Annotated in this window: 16 protein-coding genes; 7 read left to right on the forward strand and 9 right to left on the reverse strand. The window is 66.7% G+C overall.

The features are described from left to right. Position 1: 1 nt before the first annotated feature. Together D7S86_RS21640 and D7S86_RS21645 are read right to left on the reverse strand one after the other, a co-directional pair. On the reverse strand, positions 2-1501 hold the full coding sequence (locus tag D7S86_RS21640; RefSeq protein WP_121089202.1) for an FAD-linked oxidase C-terminal domain-containing protein: 1500 nt from the start codon (positions 1499-1501) through the stop codon (positions 2-4). Beyond that, complete coding sequence (locus tag D7S86_RS21645) at positions 1498-2925, reverse strand: FAD-binding oxidoreductase (protein ID WP_121089204.1); 1428 nt, start codon at positions 2923-2925, stop codon at positions 1498-1500. Before D7S86_RS21645 ends, D7S86_RS21640 begins: the two co-directional genes overlap by 4 nt. 199 nt (positions 2926-3124) lie before the next feature. Between D7S86_RS21645 and D7S86_RS21650 the strand changes: the two genes are divergently transcribed. Beyond that, positions 3125-3676, forward strand: a complete 552-nt coding sequence (locus D7S86_RS21650; protein ID WP_121089206.1) for a cob(I)yrinic acid a,c-diamide adenosyltransferase — start codon at positions 3125-3127, stop codon at positions 3674-3676. A 58-nt stretch (positions 3677-3734) separates the two neighbouring features. On the opposite strand, the gene aroG is transcribed toward D7S86_RS21650, so the two are convergent. From aroG to D7S86_RS21670, 4 genes are all read right to left on the reverse strand, one after another. After that, on the reverse strand, positions 3735-4808 hold the full coding sequence (gene aroG / locus D7S86_RS21655; RefSeq protein ID WP_121089208.1) for a 3-deoxy-7-phosphoheptulonate synthase AroG: 1074 nt from the start codon (positions 4806-4808) through the stop codon (positions 3735-3737). Positions 4809-5384: 576 nt separating this feature from the next. Further along, on the reverse strand, positions 5385-6857 hold the full coding sequence (tldD, locus tag D7S86_RS21660; RefSeq protein ID WP_121089210.1) for a metalloprotease TldD: 1473 nt from the start codon (positions 6855-6857) through the stop codon (positions 5385-5387). Positions 6858-6916: 59 nt separating this feature from the next. Continuing rightward, complete coding sequence (locus tag D7S86_RS21665) at positions 6917-7747, reverse strand: carbon-nitrogen hydrolase family protein (RefSeq protein WP_121089212.1); 831 nt, start codon at positions 7745-7747, stop codon at positions 6917-6919. A gap of 81 nt (positions 7748-7828) precedes the next feature. Continuing rightward, a complete protein-coding gene (locus D7S86_RS21670) occupies positions 7829-12220 on the reverse strand; it encodes a YhdP family protein (protein ID WP_121089214.1) in 4392 nt (1463 codons plus the stop codon). Positions 12221-12366: 146 nt separating this feature from the next. Between D7S86_RS21670 and glnE the strand changes: the two genes are divergently transcribed. Beyond that, positions 12367-15366, forward strand: coding sequence for a bifunctional [glutamate--ammonia ligase]-adenylyl-L-tyrosine phosphorylase/[glutamate--ammonia-ligase] adenylyltransferase (glnE, locus tag D7S86_RS21675; RefSeq protein WP_121089217.1), 3000 nt, complete (start codon positions 12367-12369; stop codon positions 15364-15366). A 104-nt stretch (positions 15367-15470) separates the two neighbouring features. On the opposite strand, the gene recN is transcribed toward glnE, so the two are convergent. Both recN and D7S86_RS21685 read right to left on the reverse strand, forming a co-directional pair. Beyond that, positions 15471-17120, reverse strand: coding sequence for a DNA repair protein RecN (recN, locus tag D7S86_RS21680; RefSeq protein ID WP_121089219.1), 1650 nt, complete (start codon positions 17118-17120; stop codon positions 15471-15473). Between the two features lie 274 nt (positions 17121-17394). Next, on the reverse strand, positions 17395-18333 hold the full coding sequence (locus D7S86_RS21685; RefSeq protein ID WP_121089221.1) for an NAD kinase: 939 nt from the start codon (positions 18331-18333) through the stop codon (positions 17395-17397). Positions 18334-18444: 111 nt separating this feature from the next. On the opposite strand from D7S86_RS21685, the gene hrcA reads away from it, so the two are divergent. The 3 genes from hrcA to D7S86_RS21700 all read left to right on the forward strand — a co-directional run bounded on the left by hrcA (position 18445) and on the right by D7S86_RS21700 (position 21295). Then, entirely contained in the window at positions 18445-19464 is a 1020-nt protein-coding gene (gene hrcA, locus D7S86_RS21690) for a heat-inducible transcriptional repressor HrcA (RefSeq protein WP_121089223.1), read from the forward strand. A gap of 82 nt (positions 19465-19546) precedes the next feature. Further along, positions 19547-20653: a ferrochelatase gene (gene hemH / locus D7S86_RS21695; RefSeq protein ID WP_121089225.1), complete on the forward strand. Its 1107-nt coding sequence runs from the start codon at positions 19547-19549 to the stop codon at positions 20651-20653. A 234-nt stretch (positions 20654-20887) separates the two neighbouring features. Next, positions 20888-21295 (forward strand): RNA-binding S4 domain-containing protein, encoded by a 408-nt coding sequence (locus tag D7S86_RS21700; protein ID WP_121089227.1) that lies wholly within the window; start codon positions 20888-20890, stop codon positions 21293-21295. A 331-nt stretch (positions 21296-21626) separates the two neighbouring features. On the opposite strand, the gene D7S86_RS29845 is transcribed toward D7S86_RS21700, so the two are convergent. After that, a complete protein-coding gene (locus D7S86_RS29845; protein ID WP_166444149.1) occupies positions 21627-21788 on the reverse strand; it encodes a hypothetical protein in 162 nt (53 codons plus the stop codon). A 547-nt stretch (positions 21789-22335) separates the two neighbouring features. Between D7S86_RS29845 and grpE the strand changes: the two genes are divergently transcribed. Together grpE and dnaK are read left to right on the forward strand one after the other, a co-directional pair. Continuing rightward, a complete protein-coding gene (grpE, locus tag D7S86_RS21710) occupies positions 22336-22905 on the forward strand; it encodes a nucleotide exchange factor GrpE (RefSeq protein ID WP_121089231.1) in 570 nt (189 codons plus the stop codon). 206 nt (positions 22906-23111) lie between these two features. Continuing rightward, entirely contained in the window at positions 23112-25055 is a 1944-nt protein-coding gene (gene dnaK / locus D7S86_RS21715) for a molecular chaperone DnaK (RefSeq protein ID WP_121089233.1), read from the forward strand. The last annotated feature ends 60 nt before the right edge of the window (positions 25056-25115 follow it).

Below are 25115 nucleotides of genomic sequence, written 5' to 3' on the forward strand. Positions count from 1 at the left end.
ATCAGAACCTCGGCAAATCGGCAAACGGCATCTGGCCGCGCACGATGTGCATCTTGCCGTAGTCGGCGCAGCGTGCGCGCGTGGGGATGCCCTTGTCGGGATTCAGCAGCCCTTCGGGATCGAAGGCGCGCTTGACGCCGAAGAACGCATCGCGCTCCTCGGGCGAGAACTGCACGCACATCGAATTGATTTTCTCGATCCCCACGCCATGTTCGCCCGTGATCGTGCCGCCGAGTTCGACGCAGCATTCGAGGATGTCGCAGCCGAACGCCTCGGCGCGATGCCATTCGTCGAGATCGTTGCCGTTGAACAGGATCAGCGGATGCATATTGCCGTCGCCCGCATGGAACACGTTCATGCAGCGCAATTGATACTTCGCCTCCAACTCGGCGATCCGCTTGAGCAGCACGCCGATGCTGCGCCGGGGAATCGTGCCGTCCATGCAGTAGTAATCGGGCGAGACGCGGCCCGCGGCCGGGAACGCATTCTTGCGGCCCGACCAGAAGCGCAAGCGCTCGGGTTCGGAGCGCGAGACCTGAATGCGCGTCGCGCCGTGCGCGCGGAGGACAGCCGTCATCCGCTCGATCTCCTCGGCGACTTCCTCGGGCGTGCCGTCCGATTCGCAGAGCAGAATCGCCGCCGCGTCGGTGTCGTAGCCGGCCTCGACGAATTCCTCGACGGCGCGCGTCGCGGGTTTGTCCATCATTTCGAGGCCCGCGGGAATCAGGCCCGCCGCGATGATCGCCGCGACGGCCTCGCCGCCTTTCTCGACGTCGTCGAAGCTCGCCATGATGACCTGCGCGGTCTGCGGCTTCGGGATCAGCTTGACCGTGACCTCGGTGACGATGGCGAACATGCCTTCACTGCCGATCAGCACGGCGAGCAGATCGAGCCCGGGCGCGTCGGGCGCGAGCGAGCCGAATTCGACGATCTGGCCGTCCATCGTCACCGCGCGCACGCGCAGCACGTTGTGCACGGTCAGGCCGTACTTGAGGCAATGGACGCCGCCCGAGTTTTCGGCGACGTTGCCGCCGATCGTGCAGGCGATCTGCGACGACGGATCCGGCGCGTAGTAGAGGCCGAACGGCGCCGCGACTTCCGAGATCTGCGCGTTGCGCACGCCCGGCTGAACCGTGACCGTCCGCGCGTACGGATCGACCTCGACGATGTTGCGCAGGCGCGCGAGCGACAGAACGAGCCCGTCGGCGATCGGCATCGCGCCGCCCGACAAGCCGGTGCCCGCGCCGCGCGGCACGACCGGCACGTTGAGCCGGTGGCAGACCTGCAGGATCCGCTGGACCTGGATCTCGTTCTCGGGCAAAGCGACCGCGAGCGGCACGCGCCGGTAGGCCGCGAGGCCGTCGCATTCGTAGGGGATCGTGTCCTCGCTTCGATGCAGCAGCACGCGCGGCGGCACGACGTTCGAGAGCGCCGCGACGAGTTCGCGCTGGCGCGCCTCGAAGGCGACGGGGCTCAGTTCACCGGCGCTCAGGTGGGTCATGATGGCGTGCGCTCGGGGGTGAACATCTTGCCCGGATTCAACAGGTTCGACGGATCGAGTGCGTGCTTGATCGCGCGCATGACGTCGAGCGCGTCCTCGCCGTGCTCCTCGCGCATGAAGCCGATCTTGTGCAGGCCGACGCCGTGCTCGCCCGTGCACGTGCCGCCGAGCGCGAGCGCGCGGCGCACGATGAGCGCATTGAGCCGCTCGGCTTCGTCGAATTCCTCGGGACGGTTCGGGTCGACGAGGATCGCGACGTGGAAATTGCCGTCGCCGACGTGCCCGACGATCGGGCAGGGCAAGTCCGACGCCGCGATATCGATCTCGGTGCCGGCGATGCATTCGGCGAGCCGTGAGATCGGCACGCAGACGTCGGTCGTGATCGCGCGGCTGCCGGGTTTGAGCTGGAGCATCGCGAAGTACGCATGATGGCGCGCGTTCCAGAGGCGCGAGCGATCCTCGGGCTGGGTCGCCCACTCGAATTGTTCGCCGCCGTGGTCCGCGACGATCTGTTCGACGACCTTGGCCTGCTCGGCGACGCTCGCTTCGGAGCCGTGAAATTCGAAGAACAGCTGCGGCGCCTCCTTGAGCGTCAGGTGCGAATACTGGTTCAGCGAGCGCGCGGCGAGCGCATCGACGAATTCGGCGCGTGCGATCGGCACGCCGAGCTGGATCGTCTGGATCACGGCATTGACCGCGTCGACCATGCCGCCGAACGTGCAGCGCGCCGCGGACACGGCTTCGGGCAACGGGTGCAGGCGCACGGTGACTTCGCTGATCACGCCGAGCGTGCCTTCGGAGCCGACGAACAAGCGCGTGAGGTCGTAACCGGCCGATGATTTGCGCGCGCGCGTGCCGGTCCGGATCACGCGGCCGTCGGCGAGCGCGACTTCGAGGCCGAGCACGTTTTCGCGCATCGAGCCGTAGCGCACGGCATTGGTGCCCGAGGCGCGCGTCGCGCACATGCCGCCGAGGCTCGCGTCGGCGCCCGGATCGATCGGAAAGAACAGGCCGGTGCCGCGCAGCGCGTCGTTGAGCTGCTTGCGCGTGACGCCGGGTTCGACGGTCGCGATGAGATCGTCGGCATCGATCGAGACGATCCGGTTCATGCGCGACAGATCGATCGAGATGCCGCCTCGGACCGCGAGCACGTGACCTTCGAGCGACGAGCCCACGCCGTACGGGATCACGGGAATCTGGTGCTGTGCACAAAGCGCGAGGGTCCGGGCGATTTCGTGCGTTCGCTCCGCGAATACGACGGCGTCGGGCAGGTGCGGATCGAATGCCGATTCATCGCGGCCATGGTGGGCGCGAACGGCTTCGGCTACCGACAGGCGGTCGCCGTACAGGTCTCGCAACGCTTCGAGCAACGCCGCGGGCAGGGCGACGCGTCCCACCGATGCGGGTGGTGCGGGGTGATTCACTGCTGCCTCCTCCCGTGTTGAGCTTCAACGGGACAGTGTGATCGCGTGAACGCGATTTCGTTGTTGTGCATGCATGTGCATGCCCGGTTCAAACGATTCTACTGCCGAATGCGAATCGCGGGCGCCTACGATGCGGGTTCTATAATGCACGCGCATCGGCGTGATGCATGGGCGTGACGGATTCGGGAGGGGGTGGAGGATGGGAAATCGGTTGAGCAAGATCGCGACGCGGGTCGGCGACGACGGTTCGACGGGACTTGGCGACGGCTCGCGCGTGAGCAAGGCGGACGCGCGCATCGCGGCGATCGGCGACGTCGATGAATTGAATTCGACGCTCGGCGTGCTGCTCTGCGAGACCTTGCCCGATGAAGTGCGCGCGGCGCTGACACGCATCCAGCACGATCTGTTCGATCTGGGCGGCGAACTCTGCATGCCGGGCCAAGTGGTGCTCCGCGACGCGCAGGTCGAACAACTCGATGCCTGGCTCGAACAGTTCAATGCGACGTTGCCGCCGCTTGCCGAGTTCATCCTGCCGGGCGGATCGCGTACGGCGGCGCTCGCGCACGTGAGCCGCACGGTCTGCCGGCGCGCCGAGCGCTCGGTCGTGATCCTCGGCGCGCAGGCGGCCGTCGAGGCACATGCGCGTCACTACCTGAACCGGTTGTCCGATCTGCTGTTCGTGCTCGCGCGCGTGCTCAATCGCGCGGCGGGCGGCACCGACGTGCTCTGGCTCAACGAACACCGGCGTTGACCCATGCGGCCGGCGATCGGCGGCGCAGGTCTGCGTCGCCGTCTCGCCCGGCCCCGGCTTAGTTGCCGCGACCGCTCTTGACGCGGCGCTGACGCACGGCGTCGGCAAGCCCTTCGAGCACGGGCACGGTCTCGTCCCACGAAATGCACGCGTCGGTGATGCTCTGACCGTAGGTCAACGCGCAACCCTGGGTCAGATCCTGGCGGCCCGCGACGAGGTGCGACTCGATCATGACGCCGATGATGCGATCGTCGCCGCCCGCGACCTGCCGGCCGATGTCGGCGCAGACGGGGATCTGGTTCTCGTGCTTCTTCTGGCTGTTCGCGTGGCTCGCATCGATCATCAGGCGCGCCGCGAGGCCCGCTTTTCCGATGTCGGCGCACGCGGCGTCGACGCTCGCGGCGTCATAGTTCGGTGCCTTGCCGCCGCGCAGAATCACGTGGCAATCCTCATTGCCCGACGTCGAGACGATCGCCGAATGGCCGCCCTTCGTGACCGACAAGAAGTGGTGGGGCTGCGACGCGGCCTTGATCGCATCGACGGCGATCCGCACGTTGCCGTCGGTGCCGTTCTTGAATCCGACCGGGCACGAGAGTCCGGATGCGAGTTCGCGATGGACCTGCGACTCCGTCGTGCGCGCGCCGATCGCACCCCACGAAATCAGATCCGCGATGTATTGCGGGCTGATCATGTCGAGGTATTCGGTTGCCGCGGGCAGGCCGAGTTCGTTGATCCCGGCGAGCAATTCGCGCGCGGTGCGCAGGCCTTCGTTGATCTTGAAGCTGTTGTCGAGATGCGGGTCGTTGATGAGTCCCTTCCAGCCGACCGTCGTGCGCGGCTTTTCGAAATAGACGCGCATGACGATCTCGAGCTCGCCCGCGAGCGTCTTGCGCAGCGCCGAGAGGCGCGCCGCGTAGTCGAGCGCCGCTTTCGGATCGTGAATCGAGCACGGCCCGACGATCACGACGAGGCGATCGTCCATGCCGTGGAGAATGCGATGAATCGCATTGCGCGTCTGATAGATGAGCTCGGCCGATTCGTCGCGGCACGGCAGTTCCCGAATCAGATGCGAAGGGGGCGTGAGTTCTTTCAATTCGCGGATGCGAACGTCATCGGTATTGTGCGGAATCATTGTGTTCTCCTGGCTTGCCATCGGATCCGCGATGCAGGCACCGCTGACAGATTCGTTTAAGTGAGTGTTGGGAAAATTCGGGCATAAAAAAACCGCCAGACTCGGCTGGCGGTTTTTTCGGTTTCGGTTGCTTTCAGTTCAGCAGCGACCCTCTCCATCCGCCAGCGGTGCGAGAAACGCATAAAACCAAAAGTAAAAGCGGCTGGCGAACATGGAATCGAAGGCGGCTAAAAATGAAGCAGATCCCGCTTTATACCGATGGCAAGCGCGGAATGCAAGTATCGCAACACTAAAATGCGATAAATCTGCAATTTATTGCGGATCGATGCACGAAATTTGCGATGAGGTTCGGCGGGCTTCAAACGGTTCGGCGCTGCGGGCCCGGGCGCCGGGAACCCGCGCGTGCGCGGGAGAACACGGACTCGCGCGGTCCCGCGAACGCGGGTCACCGAGGGGAAACCGGCCCCGTGCGCATGCAGCGATTCCGCGTGGGTGTTCGAGGGGCGTCCGCACGAATGGACTGCACATCCGGCCGCACGTACCGGCCGGATGTACCGTCCATGCGGACCGGCCGCGTTACTGCGCGGTGCCGCCGACCGTCATCTGATCGATGCGCAGCGTCGGCTGTCCGACGCCGACGGGCACGCTCTGGCCTTCCTTGCCGCAGACGCCGACGCCCGTGTCGAGCGCCATGTCGTTGCCGATCATGCTCACGAACTTGAGCGACTCGGGACCGTTGCCGATCAGCGTCGCGCCCTTGACCGGATAGGTGATCTTGCCGTTCTCGATCATGTACGCCTCGGACGCCGAGAACACGAACTTGCCGTTCGTGATGTCGACCTGTCCGCCGCCGAAATTGACCGCGTAGAGGCCGTTCTTGACCGACGCGATGATTTCCTGCGGATCCTTGTCGCCGCCGAGCATATAGGTGTTCGTCATGCGCGGCATCGGCAGCGCCGCATACGACTCGCGGCGCGCGTTGCCCGTGACCGGCACCTTCATGAGCCGCGCGTTCAGCGAGTCCTGGATATAGCCCTTGAGCACGCCGTCCTCGATGAGCGTCGTGCATTGCGTCGGATTGCCTTCGTCGTCGATGTTCAGCGAGCCGCGGCGATTCGGCAGCGTGCCGTCGTCGACGACCGTGACGCCGGGCGCCGCGACGCGTTCGCCGACGCGTCCCGCGAACGCCGACGATCCCTTGCGGTTGAAATCGCCTTCGAGACCGTGGCCGATCGCCTCGTGCAGCAGCACGCCGGGCCAGCCAGGACCGAGCACGACGGTCATGCCGCCGGCCGGTGCCGGACGCGCTTCGAGATTGACGAGCGCGCCGCGCACCGCGTCGTCGACATAGCGTTCGAGCAGATCGTCGGTGAAGTAGCCGTAGTCGTAACGGCCGCCGCCGCCGCCGCTGCCGATTTCGCGGCGGCCGTTCTGTTCGGCGATGACCGTCACCGACAGGCGCACGAGCGGGCGCACGTCCGCGGCCAGCGCGCCGTCGCTGCGCGCGACGAGCACGACATCGTATTCGCCCGCGAGCCCCGCCATGACCTGCTTGATGCGCGGGTCGCGCTTGCGCGCGATGGCCTCGACGCGTTCGAGCAGCGCGACTTTTTGCGTCGCGTCGAGCGACGCGAGCGGGTCGGCGCGCAGATACAGATCGCGTCCGGCGACGCCGCGCAGCGTGTTCGCGACCTTGACGCGCGTCTTGCCCGAACCGCCCTCGCGGCCGATCGCGCGCGTCGCGAGCGCGGCCTGGCGCAGCGCGTCGGCCGACAGGTCGTCGGAATACGCGAACGCTGTCCGGTCGCCGGCGACGGCGCGCACGCCGACGCCCTGGTCGATCGAGAAACTGCCCGACTTCACGATGCCTTCCTCGAGACTCCATGCTTCGCTGCGCGTCGCCTGGAAGTAGAGATCGGCGTAGTCGACGCGGTGCGTGAAGATCTCGCCGAGCGTGCGCAGCAGCAGCCCTTCGTCGAGTCCATACGGCGTGAGCAGGACGTCCTTGGCAAGGGCGAGATTCTGGATTCCGGGTTCGATGATCTTCATGCGCAGCAAAAGTTAACGTTCTTGAATTCGGCGATCCGCCGTCGCGCGCCGCGCGCGGCCTAGGCGAGCACGCGGTGCCGCAGCGCCGGCAGACTCTGCCGGACCTCGGCGATCCGCGCGGGATCGATGTCTGCGGCGACCACGCCGGGCCCTTCGTCGCGTTGTGCGACGATCGTGCCCCAGGGATCGATCAGCATGCTGTGACCCCATGTGCGTCTGCCGTTCTCATGCTTGCCGCCTTGCGCGGCGGCCAGCACGTAACACTGGTTTTCGACTGCGCGCGCGCGCAGCAGCATCTCCCAATGGGCGTGTCCCGTCGTGTAGGTGAACGCGGAGGGCACGACGATCAGCGTGCAATCGCCGAGCGCCCGATAGAGTTCGGGGAACCGCAGGTCGTAGCAGACCGACAGCCCGACGCGGCCGAACGGCGCGTCGAACCCGCGGACCTCGGTGCCCGGACGGATCGTGCGCGCCTCGTCGAAGGCCTCGGCGCCCTTGACGAAGTTGAACAGGTGAATCTTGTCGTAGCGGACGACCTCGCGGCCTTGCGGATCGAACACGAAGGTCGCGTTGAGCACGCGTTCGGGCTCGGGCGCCGCGACGGGCAGCGTGCCGCCGACGACCCAGATTTCGAGCCGTCGCGCGATGTCCTTGAGGAAGGTCTGGATCGGTCCGTCGCCGGCCGGTTCGCGCAGCGCGACCTTGTCCGTGTCCGCGCGGCCCATGAAGCAGAAGTATTCGGGCAGCAGCACGAGCCGCGCGCCCTCGCGCGCCGCCTGCTCGATAAGGACCGCCGCGTCGGCGAGATTGCGCTCGACGCTCGGCGTGCTGACCATCTGGATTGCTGCAACGCGGTACGGATGCAAGGCGGTTTCGATCGAATCGTTCATGTGGGCAGCTTCAGCGACGCCGCGTGCCGCCTGACGGCGGGGAAAACCGCACGGCGCGGCACGTGAGGCGCGCGAGGCGCATCAGTTCGCGCTTTCCTCGGTGACCGGTTGGGCCATCTTACCCCCATCGGGATGGATCCGCTCGATCTTGGGCTTGTGCCACGGGCCCGTGACTTCGTAATCGCGCGCGAACGTGTTCGAAATCGATTCGGACAGCAGGTACTGGCCCGCGAACGTCGCCAGCCCGAGCAGCGGATTGACGATCGCGACCGCGACCGACGCCGCGCCGAAATTGAGCGTCGGGATGACCTTCACGTGCAGCGACTCCTCGCGATCGACGAGATTGATCGTGCCGGTCATCGTCGCGCGCGCCGGCTGTGTGACGAGCTTGAAGTCGTCCGTGCGCGCGACGCCGTCGTGGATCGTGCCGGTCGCCGTGATCGAGTCGAACGCGAGGCCGTGGCCCGTCACGTCGTGGAAGTTCAGCGTGAGCACCTTGAGCAGCGTCTGCAGCGACAGCAGCCCGAGCAGCTTCGCGACGCCGGGATCGACCTTGACGAGCGTGCCGCCGCTGAGATCCGCCGACAGCGTGCCGTTGAGCGTCGGATAGTTGATCGACGTCGGTCCGCTGCGCCAGCCGACCTTGCCCGCGAGCGTGCCCTTGCCGTTCTCGATCGTGCGCGGCAAGCCGAGGTTCGTCAGCAACGCGCCCGCGTCATGGACGTCGAGCTTGAAATCGAGCACGGTGCGCCGCGGTATCGCGGGGTCGTCGTTGTCGAAATCCTCGCCGGGGGACATGAACCGCGCGCGCCGCGACGTGCGCCAGTTGCCCGTCGCCGTCAGCGTCGCGGCCGGGTTGTCGAGTTCGAGCCGGTCGAGCAGCCAGACGGGTTCATCGTCGATATTGGTATTGCGCGCGTTGACCGTCAGTTTGCCGAGGCTGCGCCCGTAGACGATGAGGTCGTCGACCTGGAGATCGACCGCGGGGAATTCGGACGACTGGCGTTCGAGCATGCGGCCGACGACGTCGTTTTCGGTGACCTTCGGGATTTCGAGCTTCGCGAGCCGCGCGTCGAGTTCGCCATGCGCGCCGTGCGCCGGCGCGCGCCATGAAACGTGCCCCGACACCTGATTCGACGCGAGATTGGCTTGCCAGACGTCGCCGTCGTGCGATGCGCCGAGGACGACGTTTTCCCAGTGCCGCTTGAGCAGCGTCAGCGTTTCGACGTGTGCCGCGATCCGCGTCGGCATGAAGCTCTGGCCCGCCGACATGCCAGCCTCGGCTTCGGCGCCGGGATGTCCGTCGGCTTCGGCCCCGGAGGCGGCCGTCGGGGCTTCCGCGCTTGCGCTGATCGTCCCGCTGTCGTTCCCGTTCGCAGTCGCGGGCAGCGGGGCAGGCGGCGGCGCGTTGCGCGTCGGCGTGCTGTTCGGGTGAAGCATCGTGTTGATCGCGACGCGCCATTGGTCGAGATCGAGCGTCGCGAGATCGACGGCCGCGACGACGCCTTCGGACGGCAGCGTCGCGGGCTTGTCAACGCCGAGCGCGCCTTTGAGCGCGACCGGATGCGCGACGCCCTGGATGACATAACTCGCGGCGAGCTTGCCGCTCGTGATATCGATTTGCGAGACGCTCTGATTCGGATCGGTGCCGGGGCCGCCCGACACGCGGTGCAGGCTCGCGACGGTCGGCCAGGTCTCGCCCGGCGTCTTGTGCGCGGGCGCGGGCAGATCGATCGCGAGGCCTTCGAGATTCGATTTGACGCTCAGATCCGGGATCGTGTGCGGCGCGGCGCGCGCGGTCAGCGTATAGGGCACGGTGCCGTTCAGGCGGTCGAAGATGCCGTTCGCGCGCGGTGTATTCGCCAGCGAGCGCAGCGCGTCGATTCCGACGCGGCCTTCGAGATCGACCGCGACGCTGCCGTCTTCGTTGAGTCCGCCGGTTCCATGGACCGGACCGCCGAGAAACTGGCCGTCGACGCCGCTCATGTGGACCGAGCGTCCCGTGAAATCGACGGGTCCGCCGAGATGCGTGACCGTCGGGAGATTCGCATACGTGAGGTCGTTGCCGTCGAGCGTCACGCGGCCCTTGGTCTGCAATTGACCGTGGGGCTCGCCGCGCGGCACCGCGAGCGTGAACAGGAGCCGCGCGTCGCCGGTTGCGCGGATCTTCTCCGTCATGCGATCGACCGAGTCGGGGATCGGACTCTCGTTCAGATAGGCGAGCATGTCGCCGAGCGGTCCATGCGCGTTGCCCTCGATCGTCAACGGGCGCGACCGGTCCGACAGATCGGCGATCTCGCCGCGGACCGCATCGACCTTGATGCCGCGATACCGGCCCGCGGCGATATCGAAACGCAGCAGATGGTTGTCGATCAGGAAGCGTCCGTCGATGTCCTCGAACGGCGGCCAGCTTTCGAGCTTGCCGAAGCTCGTGCGTTTGGCGGGCCAAGGCGACGGATCGAAACGCGCGGACGTGAAGGGCGCCTCGATCCGGAATTGGCCGTGCTGTTCGGGCCGCGCGTACGGGAATTCGTCGAGGTTGCCGTGGATCGCGATCGTCGCGCGACGACCCGTGCCGCCGACGAGCGCGTGGCCCAGATAGGCGCGCAGCTTGTCGGAGATCGAGGTCGGCAGATAGCGCGGCACGCGCGCGACCGACAGTTCGTCGAGCCCGGCGTCGAGATCGAGCCAGCCGCGCCCGGGCGCCGATTTGCGGTAGGCGGCGCTCAATGCGCCGTGCGCGTCGTCGTTCGCGAAGCGCAGGCGTTCGATCTTGACGTCGATCGCGGGCTGGTTCGGATCGGCCGTGTCCTTGATCGACCAGGTCGTGCGTCCCGCAAGCTGGTCGAAGTCGAGTTCGGGCTCGTCGAACAGACCGCGGATCGTGATCGAGGCGTTGGCCGCGTCGAGATCGAGCGCGCCCTTGCCTTCGTCGGCGTCGATCGCGCCGCGCAGATTATTGAAGCCGGGCAGGCCGCTGTACGGATGGTGGTGCGCGTTGAGGCCCGGTTTGGGCATCTGCGCCGAGACGCCGAGCCCTTCGAATGCGGCCTTGAAGCGCACGTGCTCGATGGCCTGGACCTTGTTGTTGCGTTGGGCCATCTCGGCCTGTTCGGTCGACGGCGCGGGGCGCGCGAACGCGATCGCGTAGTCGCGCAGGATGCCGCGCGGCTCGAAGCGTTCGAGCGCTTCGGCGACGGGGTCGGGCAAGGGCAGCGTGCGCGCGATATCCGCGAGCAGCCCGACGTCCATGGCGTCGCCGTCGATGCTGAAACGCTCGCCGTGCGCGGCGATGGCCTTGCTCGCCTCGGCGCCGCTCGCGGTCGCAAGCGCGCGCCGCCCGAGATTCGGACCCTGATACGCGGCGCTGAGCCGCTGCACGTCGAGCCGGCGGATCAACGGCGTGCCGTCGCTCAGCGGCGTCTCGCCGCCGAATTCGAGCGCGAGCTGGTGGACGTTGAAGATCGCGCCCTCGTTGTCCTGTTCGAGGTCGTAGTGCAGTTCGGCCGCGGGCAGGCTCAGCACCGGGCGGTCCTTGACGAGTTCAAGCGCGAGCGTGTGGCCCGAGATCGCGCCGCGCGCCTGCGACAGCCGGCCGTCGCTGAAGTCGAACCAGATCCGGCCGCCGACGCTGCCCGCATCGACCGTAATCGGCAGGGCCATGTATTGGGACGCGACATGCAGATCGAGCGGGCCGGCCTGCGCGTACGCCGTGCCGTCCCAGCCGCTCGCGTCGCCGACCTGGCCGAACAGCGCGCTGCGGAAGTTCGCGCGGAAATCGAGCGGGCCGTGCAGCACGTAGTTGTCGGGCTGAGCCTGCAGTCCGATTTCATGCGAGCGGCCGTCGTTGAGGAGCGCGAAGCGGATGTCGTAGAGCGTCAATTCGGGCGCGTCGCGCATCTGATCGCGCCAGCGCAGCGTGCCGCCGCGCAGCACGATCGCGCGCTGCGACAGCAGCCAGTTCGGAAACGCGCGATTGCGCTTGCCCTTGAACGCGAGATGGACGCCGCCGATCGACAGGCCGCCTTGCGCGTCGCGTTCGATCAGCACGTCGGGCGAATCGACGACGAGCCGCGAGAACACGAGCTGCAGGCGAACGAACGATTCCCAGGCGAGTTGCGCGTTCGCATGCGGGATCTTGAGCGCTTCGATGCCGCGCGCGTTCGTGATCGTCAGGCCTTCGATATCGAGACCGGGCTGCAGGCCGGTCCAGCGCGCCGAGATGCGCGCGATGCGGACCTGCGCGTGGAGGGCTTGCGAGAGTTCCGTTTCGAGACGCGGACGTGCCAAACCGATATCCGGTAGGACAACATACCGGAGCGACAGAATGGCGAGCGTTGCACCGAAGTACAACACGAGGGCGCCGACAAGCAGCACCTTGAAAATGCGCCGCAACAGGCGGTTGCCACCCGGCTGAGAACTGTCGATGCGCGGCTCGTCGATGGCGACGGACGTTTCCGGGCGTTCGGACATGCTGCGGGGGTCGTATGCGTATGGTAGTTTGCTGGGCGTCGTTGGCACTTTAACACAGGCCCCGTGCGCCCCGCGCTGCGGCCTTCGACGGTTTTTCGCGGCGCGCGCCGGGACGATCCGGGCCGCGTTCACCTATTCGTTTTGCAATGACCGATACCCCGCCGCTCTGCGTATCCTTTTCGACCTATGCCACACGCGTGCTCCACGCGAATCCGGATTTCGCGAGCCGGCTGCCCGGCCTCGCCGAGGCGCCCGTCACGCGTGCGTGGATGGAGGACCGGCTGGCCGAACTCGGCGTCGGAGCGGCGCCGGCCGCATGGCCCGACGAGGATGCGCTCAAGCGCGCGCTGCGGCGTCTGCGCGCCGAGGTCTATCTGATCGTCATGGAGCGCGACCTCGCGGGGGCCGCCGATGTCGCCGAAGTCACGGGCGCGATGACCGATCTCGCGGAGATCGCGATCCAGCGCGCGCTCGACGTGATCGACGCGGATCTGCGCGCGACGTTCGGCGCACCGCTCGCGCAGACGAGCGGTGCGCCGCTGTCGCTCGGCGTCGTCGGCATGGGCAAGCTCGGCGGCCGCGAGCTCAACGTCTCGTCCGATATCGACCTGATCTTCGTCTACGAAGAGGAAGGGGAGACGGCCGGCGGCCAGCGCAAGCCGCTTTCGAATCACGAATACTTCACGCGGCTCGGCCGGCGGCTGATCGGCGCGCTGTCGGAGCTCACGGCCGACGGCTTCGTCTTTCGCGTCGACATGCGCCTGCGGCCGAACGGCGATTCGGGCGCGCTCGTTTCGAGTCTCGGCATGCTCGAGGAATATTTCTACGTGCAGGGCCGCGAGTGGGAGCGCTATGCGTGGATCAAGGGACGGCTCGTGAGCCGGATCGACGAGCCGAGCGGCGCGCACCTCGCGGGCGAACTCGACCGGCTCGTCAAGCCGTTCGTCTACCGGCGCTATCTCGACTTCAACGTGATCGGCGCGCTGCGCTCACTGCACGAACAGATCCGCAGGGAAGCGAGCAAGCGCGCGACGATGCGGCCCGAGAAGGCGGACGATATCAAGCTCGGGCGCGGCGGCATTCGCGAGATCGAATTCTCGGCGCAGGTGTTCCAGCTCATTCGCGGCGGCCAGGATGCGGGGTTCCGCGTGCGGCCGACGCTCGAGGTGCTGGCCCATGCGGTTGCGCGCGGCTTGTTGTCGGCTTCCGTCGCCGCGCAGCTGTCCGATGCGTATTTGTTTTTCCGCCGCGTCGAGCACCGGCTCCAGTATGCCGACGACGCGCAGACGCATGCGCTGCCCGTCGATCCCGATGCGCGTGCGCGGCTCGCGGCGTCGCTCGGTCATGTCGACTATGCGTCGTTGCTCGACGAGATCAACCGGCATCGCGCGCTGGCCGAAGCGCAGTTCGACCGGATCTTCGCGGACAAGAACGGCAACGGATCGACGCCGGCCGGCACGGTGCCGCCGAACGCATCGCCCGCGGCATTCGCGTCGGCCGCGGGCGCCGCGGCGGCCTCGGTGACGTCGGCGATGACGACCCAGGACGCGCGTGAATCGGGCAAGGCGTCGGAATCGGCGCAGACCGTTCAGACCTCGGACCCGGCCTCGACCGCGAATACCCAGACCCAGCCCTTCGTCTCGGGCGCCGACCTCTGGAACGAAGGCTTGCTCGACGACGAGGTCGGCTCGGCGCTCGCGACGCAGGCCGCGCGGCTCGGCTTCGCCGATGCGAAAGGCATGCTCGCGCGTCTGCAGGCCGTGCGCGGCTCGACGCGCTATTCGAGCCTGTCGGAGCGCAGCCGCGAGCGCTTCGATCTGCTCGTCGTGCGCGTGCTCGACGCGGCGCCCTCGCTGCCCGCCGATCATTGCGACGCGATCGTGCTGCGTTTTCTCGACCTGCTCGAAAGCGTCGCGCGCCGCGGCGCGTATCTCGCGCTGCTCGCCGAGTATCCGGCCGCGCTGATGCGCGTGTTGTCTGTCATCGGCGCCTCGCGGTGGGCGGCCGGCTATCTCCAGCAGCATCCGCAACTGCTCGACGAACTGCTCGACGACGAGGCGCTTGCCGCGCCGTCCGACTGGACCGTGTTCAAGCAGTCGCTTGCGCGGCGGCTCGCGCATGCCGACAGCGTCGAACAGCAACTCGATCTGCTGCGGCACGCGCAGCACGCCGAGACGTTCCGGATCCTGCTGCTCGATCTCGCCGCGCATATCACGGTCGAGCGCATCAGCGACTTGCTGTCCGAACTGGCCGATGCCGTCGTCGAGGTGACGCTCGAAGCCGTCTGGCGGCAATTGCCGCGCCGTCATCGCGACGCGCCGCGTTTCGCCGTCATTGCGTACGGCAAGCTCGGGGGCAAGGAGCTCGGTTACGCGTCCGATCTCGATCTGATCTTCCTGTACGACGATCCCGACGAAAACGCCGACGAGATCTACGCGATGTTCGCGCGGCGGCTCATCACGTGGCTCACGACGGCCACGGGCGCGGGCGCGCTCTACGATGTCGATCTGCGTCTACGGCCGAACGGGTCGTCGGGGCTGCTCGTGACGTCGCTCGACGCGTTTCGCCGCTATCAGCTTCACGAAGGCGACGGCTCGAATACGGCCTGGGTTTGGGAGCATCAGGCGCTCTCGCGCGCGCGTTTCGCGTGCGGCGATCCGCGGCTCGGCGAGATGTTCGAGGACATCCGCACGCAGGTGCTGACCCAGCATCGCGAGGCGTTGCCGCTCGCGCGGGAAATCGTCGCGATGCGCGAGCGCGTGCACGAAGGCCATCCGAACCGCAGCGCGCTGTTCGATCTCAAGCACGATCGCGGCGGCATGGTCGACGTCGAGTTCACCGTTCAGTACCTCGTGCTGCTGCACGCGTCGGGCCATCCGGAATTGCTGCGCAACACGGGCAATATCGCGTTGCTGCGCGAGCTCGCGCATTTCGGTCTGATGCCCGAGAGCGAGGCTGAAGCCGTCGGCAACGCGTACCGGCGGTATCGTGCGATCCAGCACAAGATGCGGCTCGACGGCATGGACGCCGCGCGCGTGCCGGCCGAGACGGTGGAGGTCGAGAAGGCCGCGGTCGAGGGACTTTGGGATCGGATCTTCGCGGGCGTCGAGCCGGCGCCGCTCGGCGCGATCGGGATCGAGCGGTAGGGGTGACGGGTCGCGCTGTGCGCGACCCGCCCGCAGACCCGCAGACCCGCAGACCCGCAGACCCGCAGACCCGCAGACCCGCAAATCGGCGGGCCGTGAACGTGTCAGGCCGCGAGCATTTCGCGCGCGTGCTTGCGCGTCGTCGCCGTGATTTCGACGCCGCCGAGCATCCGCGCGATCTCTTCGACGCGACTCGGCTTGTCGAGCGGATCGACCGACGACACCGTGCCGGCGTCGACCGTCTTCTTCGCGACCTTGAAGTGGTATTCGCCGCGCGCCGCGACCTGCGGCAGATGCGTGACGCAGAGCACCTGGCGCATGCGTCCGAGCTGATGCAGGAGCCGGCCGACGACTTCGGCGACGGCGCCGCCGATGCCCGTGTCGACTTCGTCGAAGATCAGCGTCGGCGTGGGGCTCGCGGCGCTCGCGATGACCGAGAGCGCGAGCGAGATCCGCGCGAGCTCGCCGCCCGAAGCCACCTTGGCGAGCGGGCGCAGCGGCACGCCCGCGTGACCCGCGACGCGGAATTCGATCTGTTCGAGACCGTGCGGCCCGCCCTGGGGCTGCGGCACGAGCGCGACCTCGAACTGGCCGCCCGCCATCGAGAGCTCCTGCATGCCGGTCGTGACCGCTTCGCCGAGCGCCTTCGCGTGTCGCGCGCGTTCCTTCGAGAGCCGCTTCGCGACGTCCTGATACGCGCGTTGCGCGGCGGCCTCGGCCGCGCGCAGCGCGTCGAGATCGGCGGCGGCGTCGAGCGCGTCGAGCTGGGCGCGGCGTTGCGTGTGCTCGTCGGGCAGCGACTCGGGCTGCAGCCTGAATTTGCGCGCCGCCGAGTGCAGCGCGTCGAGCCGCTGATCGACTTCGGCGAGCCGGTCGGGGTCGAGGTCGAGCCGCTGCGCATAGTGATTCAGCGAGTAGACGGCTTCCTGGATCTGAATTTCGGCGGGTTCGAGCGCCGCGAGCGCATCGGCGAGACCCGCGTCGAGATCGGCGAGGTCGCGCAGCCGCGCGATGACGGCCGTGAGCTGATGGAGCATCGCATCATCCGATTCGGACAAGGCCCCGAGCGCGGCCTGGACGCCGCCGATCAGATTCGCCGCGTTCGACAGACGGCGGTGCTCGACGTTGATCTCCTCCCACTCGCCGGGTTGCGGTTTGAGCTTGTCGAGTTCGGCGAGTTGCCAGGCGAGGCGTTCGCGTTCGAGCTGGATTTCGCGGTCGCGCGAGACGGCCGCTTCGATCGCCGCGTTCGCGTCGCGAACCGCGCGCCATGCACGCGCGGTGTCTGCCGCGAGCGCGCCGAGACCCGCATGTGTGTCGAACAGGTCGCGCTGCGCGTCGGCGCGCATCAGTAATTGGTGCGCGTGCTGTCCGTGGATTTCGACGAGCATGTCGCCGAGATCGCGGAGCTGCGCGAGCGTCGCGGCCGTGCCGTTGATGAACGCGCGCGAACGGCCGCCCGCGTCGATCACGCGGCGCAGCAGCACCGTGCCCGGCTCGCCTTCGAGCGCTTGCGCGGCCAGCCATGCATCGACCGCGTCGTAGGTCGCGAATCCGGCCGTGATGTCGGCGCGCGCCTGACCGGTCCGCACGACCGATGCATCGCCGCGCGCGCCGAGCGTCAGGGCGAGCGCGTCGATCAGAATCGATTTGCCGGCCCCGGTTTCACCCGAGAACACCGTGAAGCCGGGATCGAACTCGAGGTCGAGCGTATCGACGACGACGAAATCGCGAATCGAAAGGTGACGCAGCATGGCAGAGAGACGCTCCGGGGGCACGAGCAGGAAACCGAAAACAGGAATGTACCCGAGACTGCATGACAGACAAACGGAACCGCGTGTTCGGGGACTGCCGCGCACGCCTGCGCCGCCGTCAGGGCCGCGGAGGCGAGGCGCGCGATGAAACGCGGCGACGCACCTCACGCGGGGGCTCGCGGCTCGGGCGTCGTCGCTCAGGCGTCATCGTCAGCGCGGGAGAGGCGAAGCGTGCAGCGCAACGCCGCGATGCACCTCGCGCGGGGCCTGCGGCTCAGGCGTCGTCGTCTTCGTGCGACGGGTATTCGTTCCAGTGGAGCTTTTTGCGCAGCGTCGCGAAGTGGCTGTGACCGACCGGATGCAGGAACGGTACCGTATGTGTGGCGCGCCGGACCTCGATGACGTCGTTGAGTTCGAGCGCGGTGAAGGCCTGCATGTCGAAGTTCACGTTGACGTCGCGGCCCGCGACGATCTGGATCGCGATTTCCGAGTCGTCGGGGAGCACGATCGGCCGATTCGACAGCGCGTGCGGTGCGATCGGCACGAGCACGATGCCGCCGAGTTGCGGATGCAGGATCGGGCCCTGCGACGACAGCGCGTAGGCGGTCGAGCCGGTCGGCGTTGCCACGATCAGGCCGTCGGAGCGCTGGTTGTACATGAAGCGCCCGTCGACCGAGACGCGGAGTTCGGCCATGCCCGAGAAGCCCGAGCGGTTGACGACGACGTCGTTGAGCGCGACGGCGCGGAAGATCGTCTGTCCGTCGCGTCGGATCCGCGATTCGAGCAGTTTGCGTTCCTCGCGCTCGAATGCGCCCGCGAGCATCTGCGGCACGACGGTCAGCATTTCGCCGAGCGGGATATCGGTGATGAAGCCGAGCCGGCCGGCGTTGATGCCGATCAGGGGCGTGCCGAACGGCGCGAGTTCGCGGCCGATGCCGAGCATCGTGCCGTCGCCGCCGACGACGACCGCGACGTCCGCGCGTTCGCCGATCTGGGGCGGCGTCAGGCGATCGTAGCCGTCGAGGCCGATGTCGGCGCCCGTCTCGGCCTCGAAGACGACCGTATAGCCTTTGCCGGCGATGCATGCCGCCAGCGTCTTGAGGGGTTCAGCGATGCCCGGCGTGTTGGCCCGGCCGATCAGCGCGACAGTCTTCAATCGTCTCCCCTTTTTTCCATGCCCCGAATTACACCATAGGAACCGGCGGGCGCACATGGGGCGCAGGCTAGGGCGAGCACGGGGGCGTTCGCGGGGCATGCCGGCGCCGTGCGCGAGGGATGTTTTTAAACCGGATGCATCGATCGGCTGTCCGGTTACAATCGGCGCATGCTCGATCCTCGCGCCCAAACCCTGCTCAAGACCCTGATCGAACGGTATATCGCCGAAGGTCAGCCGGTCGGCTCGCGCACGCTTTCGAAGTTTTCGGGTCTCGAACTGTCGCCCGCGACGATACGCAACGTGATGTCCGATCTCGAGGAGCTCGGGCTCGTGTCGAGTCCGCACACGTCGGCGGGTCGCGTGCCGACGCCGCGCGCGTACCGGTTGTTCGTCGACACGATGTTGACCGTGCAGCCGCTGTCCGACGACGAACAGGTCAAGCAGAACGTCCAGCAGCGCCTGACGCCGGCCGAGCCGACGAAGCTCGTGGCGGCCGCCGCGAGCGTGCTCTCGAATCTGTCGCAATTCGCCGGGGTCGTGCTGACGCCGCGCCGCAGCCATGTGTTCAAGCAGATCGAATTCATGCGGCTCTCGGAGAAGCGGATTCTGCTGATCATCGTGACGCCCGAGGGTGACGTCCAGAATCGCATCATGGCGACGCAGCGCGAGTACACGCCTGCGCAACTGATCGAGGCGTCGAACTATATCAACAGCAATTTCGCGGGCTTGAGCTTCGACGAGGTCCGGCGGCGTTTGCGCAGCGAGATCGATCAGTTGCGCGGCGACATGACCGTGCTCATGCAGCAGGCCGTCGCGGCGAGCACCGACGAAAGCGATCCCGGCGAGACCGTGCTGATTTCGGGTGAGCGCAATCTGCTCGAGGTCGCCGATCTGTCGTCGGACATGGCGCGGCTGCGCAAGCTGTTCGACGTGTTCGACCAGCGCACGAGTCTGTTGCAGTTGCTTGACGTGTCGAGTCATGCGCAAGGCGTGCAGATCTTTATCGGCGGCGAGTCGAATCTCGTGCCGATCGAGGAGATGAGCGTCGTGACGGCGCCGTACGAGGTCGACGGCAAGATCGTGGGGACGCTTGGCGTCATCGGGCCGACGCGCATGGCTTACCAGCGCGTGATCCCGATCGTCGATATCACGGCGCGGCTGTTGTCGAATGCGTTGAGTCAGCACTGACGCATCGGGGCGGCGTGATCGTCGCTTACATAGCCATCCCGGTGCACAATGAGCGCTTGCCCGATTTCCGCAAGCCGAACTGATGCGATTCGATCTCGAACTGCCTTCCCAGGACCCGAACGCGACGGCTCAGCGCACCGCGGTGCTGCTGATCAATCTCGGCACGCCCGACGCGCCGACGCCATCGGCCGTGCGCCGCTATCTCGCCGAATTTCTGTCGGACCCCCGCGTCGTCGAAATCCCGCCATGGATCTGGCAACCGATCCTGCACGGCGCGATCCTGCCCTTGCGCAGCCGCGCGTCGGCGCATAAATATGCGTCGGTCTGGATGCCCGAAGGGTCGCCGTTGCGCGTCTATACGGAACAGCAGACGAACGCGCTGCGCGTCTGGTTCGCGGCGCGCGGCGTGCCCGTCCTCGTTGATCATGCGATGCGCTACGGCTCGCCGTCGATTCCCGACGTGCTCGGCCAACTCAAGCGCGCGGGCGCCGACCGCATCCTGCTGTTGCCGATGTATCCGCAGTACGCGGCCTCGACGGTCGCGACGGCGTTCGACAAAGCCTCCGACGCGCTGCGCCGCATGCGCAATCAACCCGAGATCCGCGCGATCAAGCAATACCCCGACGCACCCGGCTATATCGGCGCGCTCGTGGCCCAGCTCCGCGAGTTCTGGGCCACGCACGGCACGCCCGATTTCGCCGCGGGCGATCGTCTGCTCCTGAGTTTCCACGGCCTGCCCAAGCGCACGCTCAATCTCGGCGACCCGTATCACAACCAGTGCCAGCTCACGGGCACGCTGCTCGCGCAGGCGCTCGGGCTCGACGAAGCGAGTTGCCGCATCACGTTCCAGTCGCGCTTCGGACGCGAGGAATGGCTCCAGCCCTACACGGCGCCGACGCTCGCCGAACTCGGCGCGGCTGGCGTGCGCCGCGTCGACGTGATGTGTCCGGGATTCACGGCCGATTGTCTCGAAACGATCGAGGAAATCGGCATGGAAGGCCGCGATGCGTTTCTGAAGGCAGGCGGCAAGGTCTATCACCGCGTGCCGTGCCTCAATGCGTCGCCCGCGTTTATCGACGCGCTCGGGCATCTCGCGCTCGCGCATCTCGGCGGCTGGATCGAGCCGAGCGCCGCGCCTGCGCACGAGCGGCGCGCGCCCGCGCAAGATTATGCGCAGGCGGGTCGCTGAATGTCGTGCAGCCGGGCCGCGGAACGGCGCTATGCGCGGCTGCGCCGACGCGCCCGCCCGAGATGGTCCGCCGGAACGTCTGGTGTGCCCCTGAGACTCCTCAGACCCTTGAGACTATTGAGACCCGGTGGCACCCCTGAGGCCGAGGCACCGCGAAGCCACCCTGAAGGCGCGCCCGCCGATACGCGCTAACGCCGCACGTAGCAGATCGATACACGACTGAGCTTTTCATCCATGCAATACAAGATTTCGACGGAACCCGATGCGCGGCTGCGCATCGACAAATGGCTCTGGGCCGCGCGATTTTTCAAGACGCGCACGCTGGCCGCCGACGCGGTCGGCAAGGCGCATGTGCGGATCAACGGCGACGCAGTCAAGACGGCCAAGGAAGTCCGCGTCGGCGATCTCGTGACGATCGAGATCGAGCGTCTGCGCTGGGAGGTCGAGGTGCTCGGCATCTGCGACGTGCGCGGTCCCGCGAGCGTTGCGCAGACGCTCTATGCGGAAACGCCCGAGAGCTTGCGCGCACGGACGGCCGAACTCGAGCGCCGCAAGACCTTCCACGAACCGGCCGCCGACCTTCATGGCCGGCCGACCAAGCGCGATCGGCGGATCATCGACCGTTATTCGGGCGGAGATTGAGCCCGGGTTCGCCGGCAACGGGCGGATCGGTCCCGTGGGCAGAGGCCGGGCAGATCTCGCACGAGGCTGGACAAGGCACGCGTGAAGCCTACGCTAAAAGCAGGACGGCAGGACGGCAGGACGGCAGGACGGCAGGACGGCAGGACGGCAGGACGGCAGGACGGCAGGACGGCAGGACGGCAGGACGGCAGGACGGGCAGAGGGCAGAGGGCAGAGGGCAGAGGGCAGAGGGCAGAAGGGGACCAAGCAGACAAGGCAATACGAACCCGGAGGCCCGATCTCTACCGACCTCACCGGCAACCCGGCGGGCGGCGAACGGGCGGACAGGGGCCTACCGGCAGGCGATCGCGCGCGGCGCGACCCACGTCATGATCGTCGCCTTCGCACTGCCGTATTCGGAATTGCACCGCGTGACCGCACCGGACGCGCAGATCTCAAAGGTCGTGGCAATCAGCACGGCCATGATGGTCGCAATCGCAAAGCTCAGTTTCATGACGAATCCTTCGCATGCGCCTTGCACGTTCGGCCGGCGATCGCCGGATGGCGGTCGCCGCGCTCCGGCGGCCCCGATGGGCGCCACCGGCGCACCCTGATCTCCGAATGCCGTCGACGCGAAGCGCGAAAAGCGTTTCCCGACGCCGCCTCTCGATTGAGGGTCTGTCGCCGGGGACGCCGCGCAACGCGGTCGTCTGCGCGTGATGTGATGAAGTGTAGGTCAGCCAAAATGACCCCTCAATCAGATTGAGGTTTCGGCGCCACACCGGTTGTAACGGATCATTGCAAACACTGTCGTATGAAAAATTTCGACAAATCGGCCTTGAAATGATGCCGATCGGCCCGATATCGGCCGGAGTGCGATTTCGGCGGCGCGGCATCCCCATCCGGCTCGAAAAATTTCGGGGCCCGATCAGGAACTGATAGCATGCCGCGCGGATTGCAGCTACGGGATGCGGGCGTGCGCGCATCGCTTGCGCCACGGCGCGACATCCCGCGCGCGCCGAATCCACCTGTTTTTGATCGATGACCGAAACGGAATGAGCATGGAAGAGAACCAAGCGACGCAGAATCCGGGCGTGACCCCCGAGACCGCCGCGGCGGCCGAGGCCGCGAGCCAGGCGGCCGCCGGCGTCGAGACGCCGGCCGCGGACGCGGCACCGGTCAACGCTCAGGCCCTGGCCGATGTGCAGGCCAAGCTCGCCGAAATGCAGGAAAACTTCCTGCGCGCGAAGGCCGAGACCGAAAACGTGCGCCGCCGGGCGCAGGAAGACGTCGAAAAGGCGCATAAATTCGCAATCGAGCGCTTCGCCGAGCATTTGCTGCCCGTCGTCGACAGCCTCGAGGCCGCCGCCGGCGATACGACCGGCGATCTCGCGAAAATCCGCGAAGGCGTCGAACTGACGCTGCGTCAGCTCAGCTCGGCCCTCGAAAAAGGCCGTGTCGCGGTCATCAATCCGGTCGGCGAGAAGTTCGACCCGCATCGCCACCAGGCTATTTCGATGGTGCCCGCCGAACAGGAGCCGAACACGGTCGTGGCGGTGCTCCAGAAGGGCTTTCTGATCGCCGACCGCGTCCTGCGTCCGGCGCTCGTGACGGTCGCGGCCGCCAAGTAGTCACGCAGGTCGATGTCCGCGGGGAGCCGCGGCGCGCCGAACCCGATTCGACGCGCGCCCGCACCCCGCAATAGAAAAAAACAAAGGCCCTGATTGAAAAAGGGCCTTGAAACGAACTAGCGCGCCCTTATTTAAGCCGCATCGGACATTGAACGCCTCGCCCGGATCGCGAGGCGTGTTCTCAAGAATTCACGGAGATTTGACAAATGGGCAAGATTATCGGCATCGACCTCGGCACCACGAACTCGTGCGTGGCGATCATGGAAGGCAATACGACGAAGGTCATCGAGAACGCCGAAGGCGCTCGGACGACGCCGTCGATCATCGCTTACATGGAAGACGGTGAAATTCTGGTGGGCGCGCCCGCGAAGCGCCAGGCCGTGACGAACCCGCGCAACACGCTGTACGCGGTCAAGCGCCTGATCGGTCGCCGCTTCGAAGAAAAGGAAGTGCAGAAAGACATCGCGTTGATGCCGTACAAGATCGCGAAGGCCGATAACGGCGATGCGTGGATCGAAGTGCGCGACGAGAAGCTCGCGCCGCCGCAGATCTCGGCCGAAGTCCTGCGCAAGATGAAGAAGACCGCCGAAGACTATCTCGGCGAGCCCGTGACCGAAGCCGTGATCACGGTGCCGGCGTACTTCAACGACTCGCAACGTCAGGCGACGAAGGATGCCGGCCGCATCGCGGGTCTCGAAGTCAAGCGGATCATCAATGAACCGACGGCCGCTGCGCTCGCGTTCGGCCTCGACAAGAACGAGAAGGGCGACCGCAAGATCGCGGTGTTCGACCTCGGCGGCGGTACGTTCGACGTGTCGATCATCGAAATCGCGGATGTCGACGGCGAGAAGCAGTTCGAAGTCCTGTCGACGAACGGCGATACCTTCCTCGGCGGTGAAGACTTCGACCAGCGGATCATCGATTACATCATCGGCGAGTTCAAGAAGGACCAGGGCGTCGATCTGTCGAAGGACGTGCTCGCGCTCCAACGTCTGAAGGAAGCCGCGGAAAAGGCGAAGATCGAACTGTCGAGCTCGGCGCAGACCGAACTGAATCTGCCGTACATCACGGCCGATGCGAGCGGTCCGAAGCACTTGAACCTCAAGATCACGCGCGCCAAGCTCGAAGCGCTCGTCGAGGACCTCATCGAACGCACGATCGAACCGTGCCGCGTCGCGATCAAGGACGCAGGCGTCAAGATCGGCGACATCGACGACGTGATTCTCGTCGGCGGCATGACGCGGATGCCGAAGGTCCAGGAGAAGGTCAAGGAGTTCTTCGGCAAGGAACCGCGCCGTGACGTGAACCCCGATGAAGCCGTCGCGGTAGGCGCGGCGATTCAAGGCCAAGTGCTCTCGGGCGATCGCAAGGACGTGCTGCTGCTCGACGTGTCGCCGCTGTCGCTCGGCATCGAAACGCTTGGCGGCGTGATGACGAAGATGATCGCGAAGAACACGACGATCCCGACGAAGCACTCGCAAGTGTTCTCGACGGCCGACGACAGCCAGAACGCCGTGACGATCAAGGTGTTCCAGGGCGAGCGCGAGATGGCCGCGGGCAACAAGCTGCTCGGCGAGTTCAACCTCGAAGGCATCCCGCCCGCACCGCGCGGCGTGCCGCAGATCGAAGTCTCGTTCGACGTCGACGCGAACGGCATCCTGCACGTGTCGGCCAAGGACAAGGCGACCGGCAAGGAAAACAAGATCACGATCAAGGCGAATTCGGGTCTGTCGGATCAGGAAATCGATCGCATGGTCAAGGACGCCGAGGCCAACGCCGAGGAAGACCGCAAGCTGCGTGAGCTCGCCGACGTGCGCAATCAGGCCGACGCGCTGATCCACAGCAGCCGCAAGGCCCTGACCGAATACGGCGACAAGCTCGAAGCGGGCGAGAAGACGAAGATCGAAGACGCGATCAAGGCCCTCGAAGACGCCGTGCGCGGCGGCGACAAGGCCGACATCGAAGCGAAGGTCGAAGCGTTGTCGGCGGCTTCGCAAAAGCTCGGCGAAAAGATGTACGCCGACATGCAGGCGGCGCAGGCCGCGGGCGGCGCGCAAGCGGGCGCCGAGCACGCCGATGCGCCTGAAGCATCGGGTAAGGCGGAAGACGATGTCGTCGACGCCGACTTCAAGGAAGTCAAGAAGGACTAAGCGGTCCAAACCGGCCGTCCGCGTCAGACCGGACGGCCGTTTCGCTTGTTGAATACGGCG

Source organism: Pararobbsia silviterrae (assembly GCF_003628125.1).
GTDB lineage: Bacteria > Pseudomonadota > Gammaproteobacteria > Burkholderiales > Burkholderiaceae > Pararobbsia > Pararobbsia silviterrae.

Excerpts from the sequence above, each read along its gene's own strand:
- D7S86_RS21685 (WP_121089221.1), bottom strand. The coding sequence starts at position 18,333 with ATGTGCGCCCGCCGGTTCCTATGGTGTAATTCGGGGCATGGAAAAAAG.
- recN (WP_121089219.1), bottom strand. The coding sequence starts at position 17,120 with ATGCTGCGTCACCTTTCGATTCGCGATTTCGTCGTCGTCGATACGCTC.
- D7S86_RS21665 (WP_121089212.1), bottom strand. The coding sequence starts at position 7,747 with ATGAACGATTCGATCGAAACCGCCTTGCATCCGTACCGCGTTGCAGCA.
- D7S86_RS21700 (WP_121089227.1), top strand. The coding sequence starts at position 20,888 with ATGCAATACAAGATTTCGACGGAACCCGATGCGCGGCTGCGCATCGAC.
- dnaK (WP_121089233.1), top strand. The coding sequence starts at position 23,112 with ATGGGCAAGATTATCGGCATCGACCTCGGCACCACGAACTCGTGCGTG.
- D7S86_RS29845 (WP_166444149.1), bottom strand. The coding sequence starts at position 21,788 with ATGAAACTGAGCTTTGCGATTGCGACCATCATGGCCGTGCTGATTGCC.
- D7S86_RS21650 (WP_121089206.1), top strand. The coding sequence starts at position 3,125 with ATGGGAAATCGGTTGAGCAAGATCGCGACGCGGGTCGGCGACGACGGT.
- D7S86_RS21670 (WP_121089214.1), bottom strand. The coding sequence starts at position 12,220 with ATGTCCGAACGCCCGGAAACGTCCGTCGCCATCGACGAGCCGCGCATC.
- aroG (WP_121089208.1), bottom strand. The coding sequence starts at position 4,808 with ATGATTCCGCACAATACCGATGACGTTCGCATCCGCGAATTGAAAGAA.
- hrcA (WP_121089223.1), top strand. The coding sequence starts at position 18,445 with ATGCTCGATCCTCGCGCCCAAACCCTGCTCAAGACCCTGATCGAACGG.
- hemH (WP_121089225.1), top strand. The coding sequence starts at position 19,547 with ATGCGATTCGATCTCGAACTGCCTTCCCAGGACCCGAACGCGACGGCT.
- glnE (WP_121089217.1), top strand. The coding sequence starts at position 12,367 with ATGACCGATACCCCGCCGCTCTGCGTATCCTTTTCGACCTATGCCACA.
- D7S86_RS21640 (WP_121089202.1), bottom strand. The coding sequence starts at position 1,501 with ATGACCCACCTGAGCGCCGGTGAACTGAGCCCCGTCGCCTTCGAGGCG.
- tldD (WP_121089210.1), bottom strand. The coding sequence starts at position 6,857 with ATGAAGATCATCGAACCCGGAATCCAGAATCTCGCCCTTGCCAAGGAC.
- grpE (WP_121089231.1), top strand. The coding sequence starts at position 22,336 with ATGGAAGAGAACCAAGCGACGCAGAATCCGGGCGTGACCCCCGAGACC.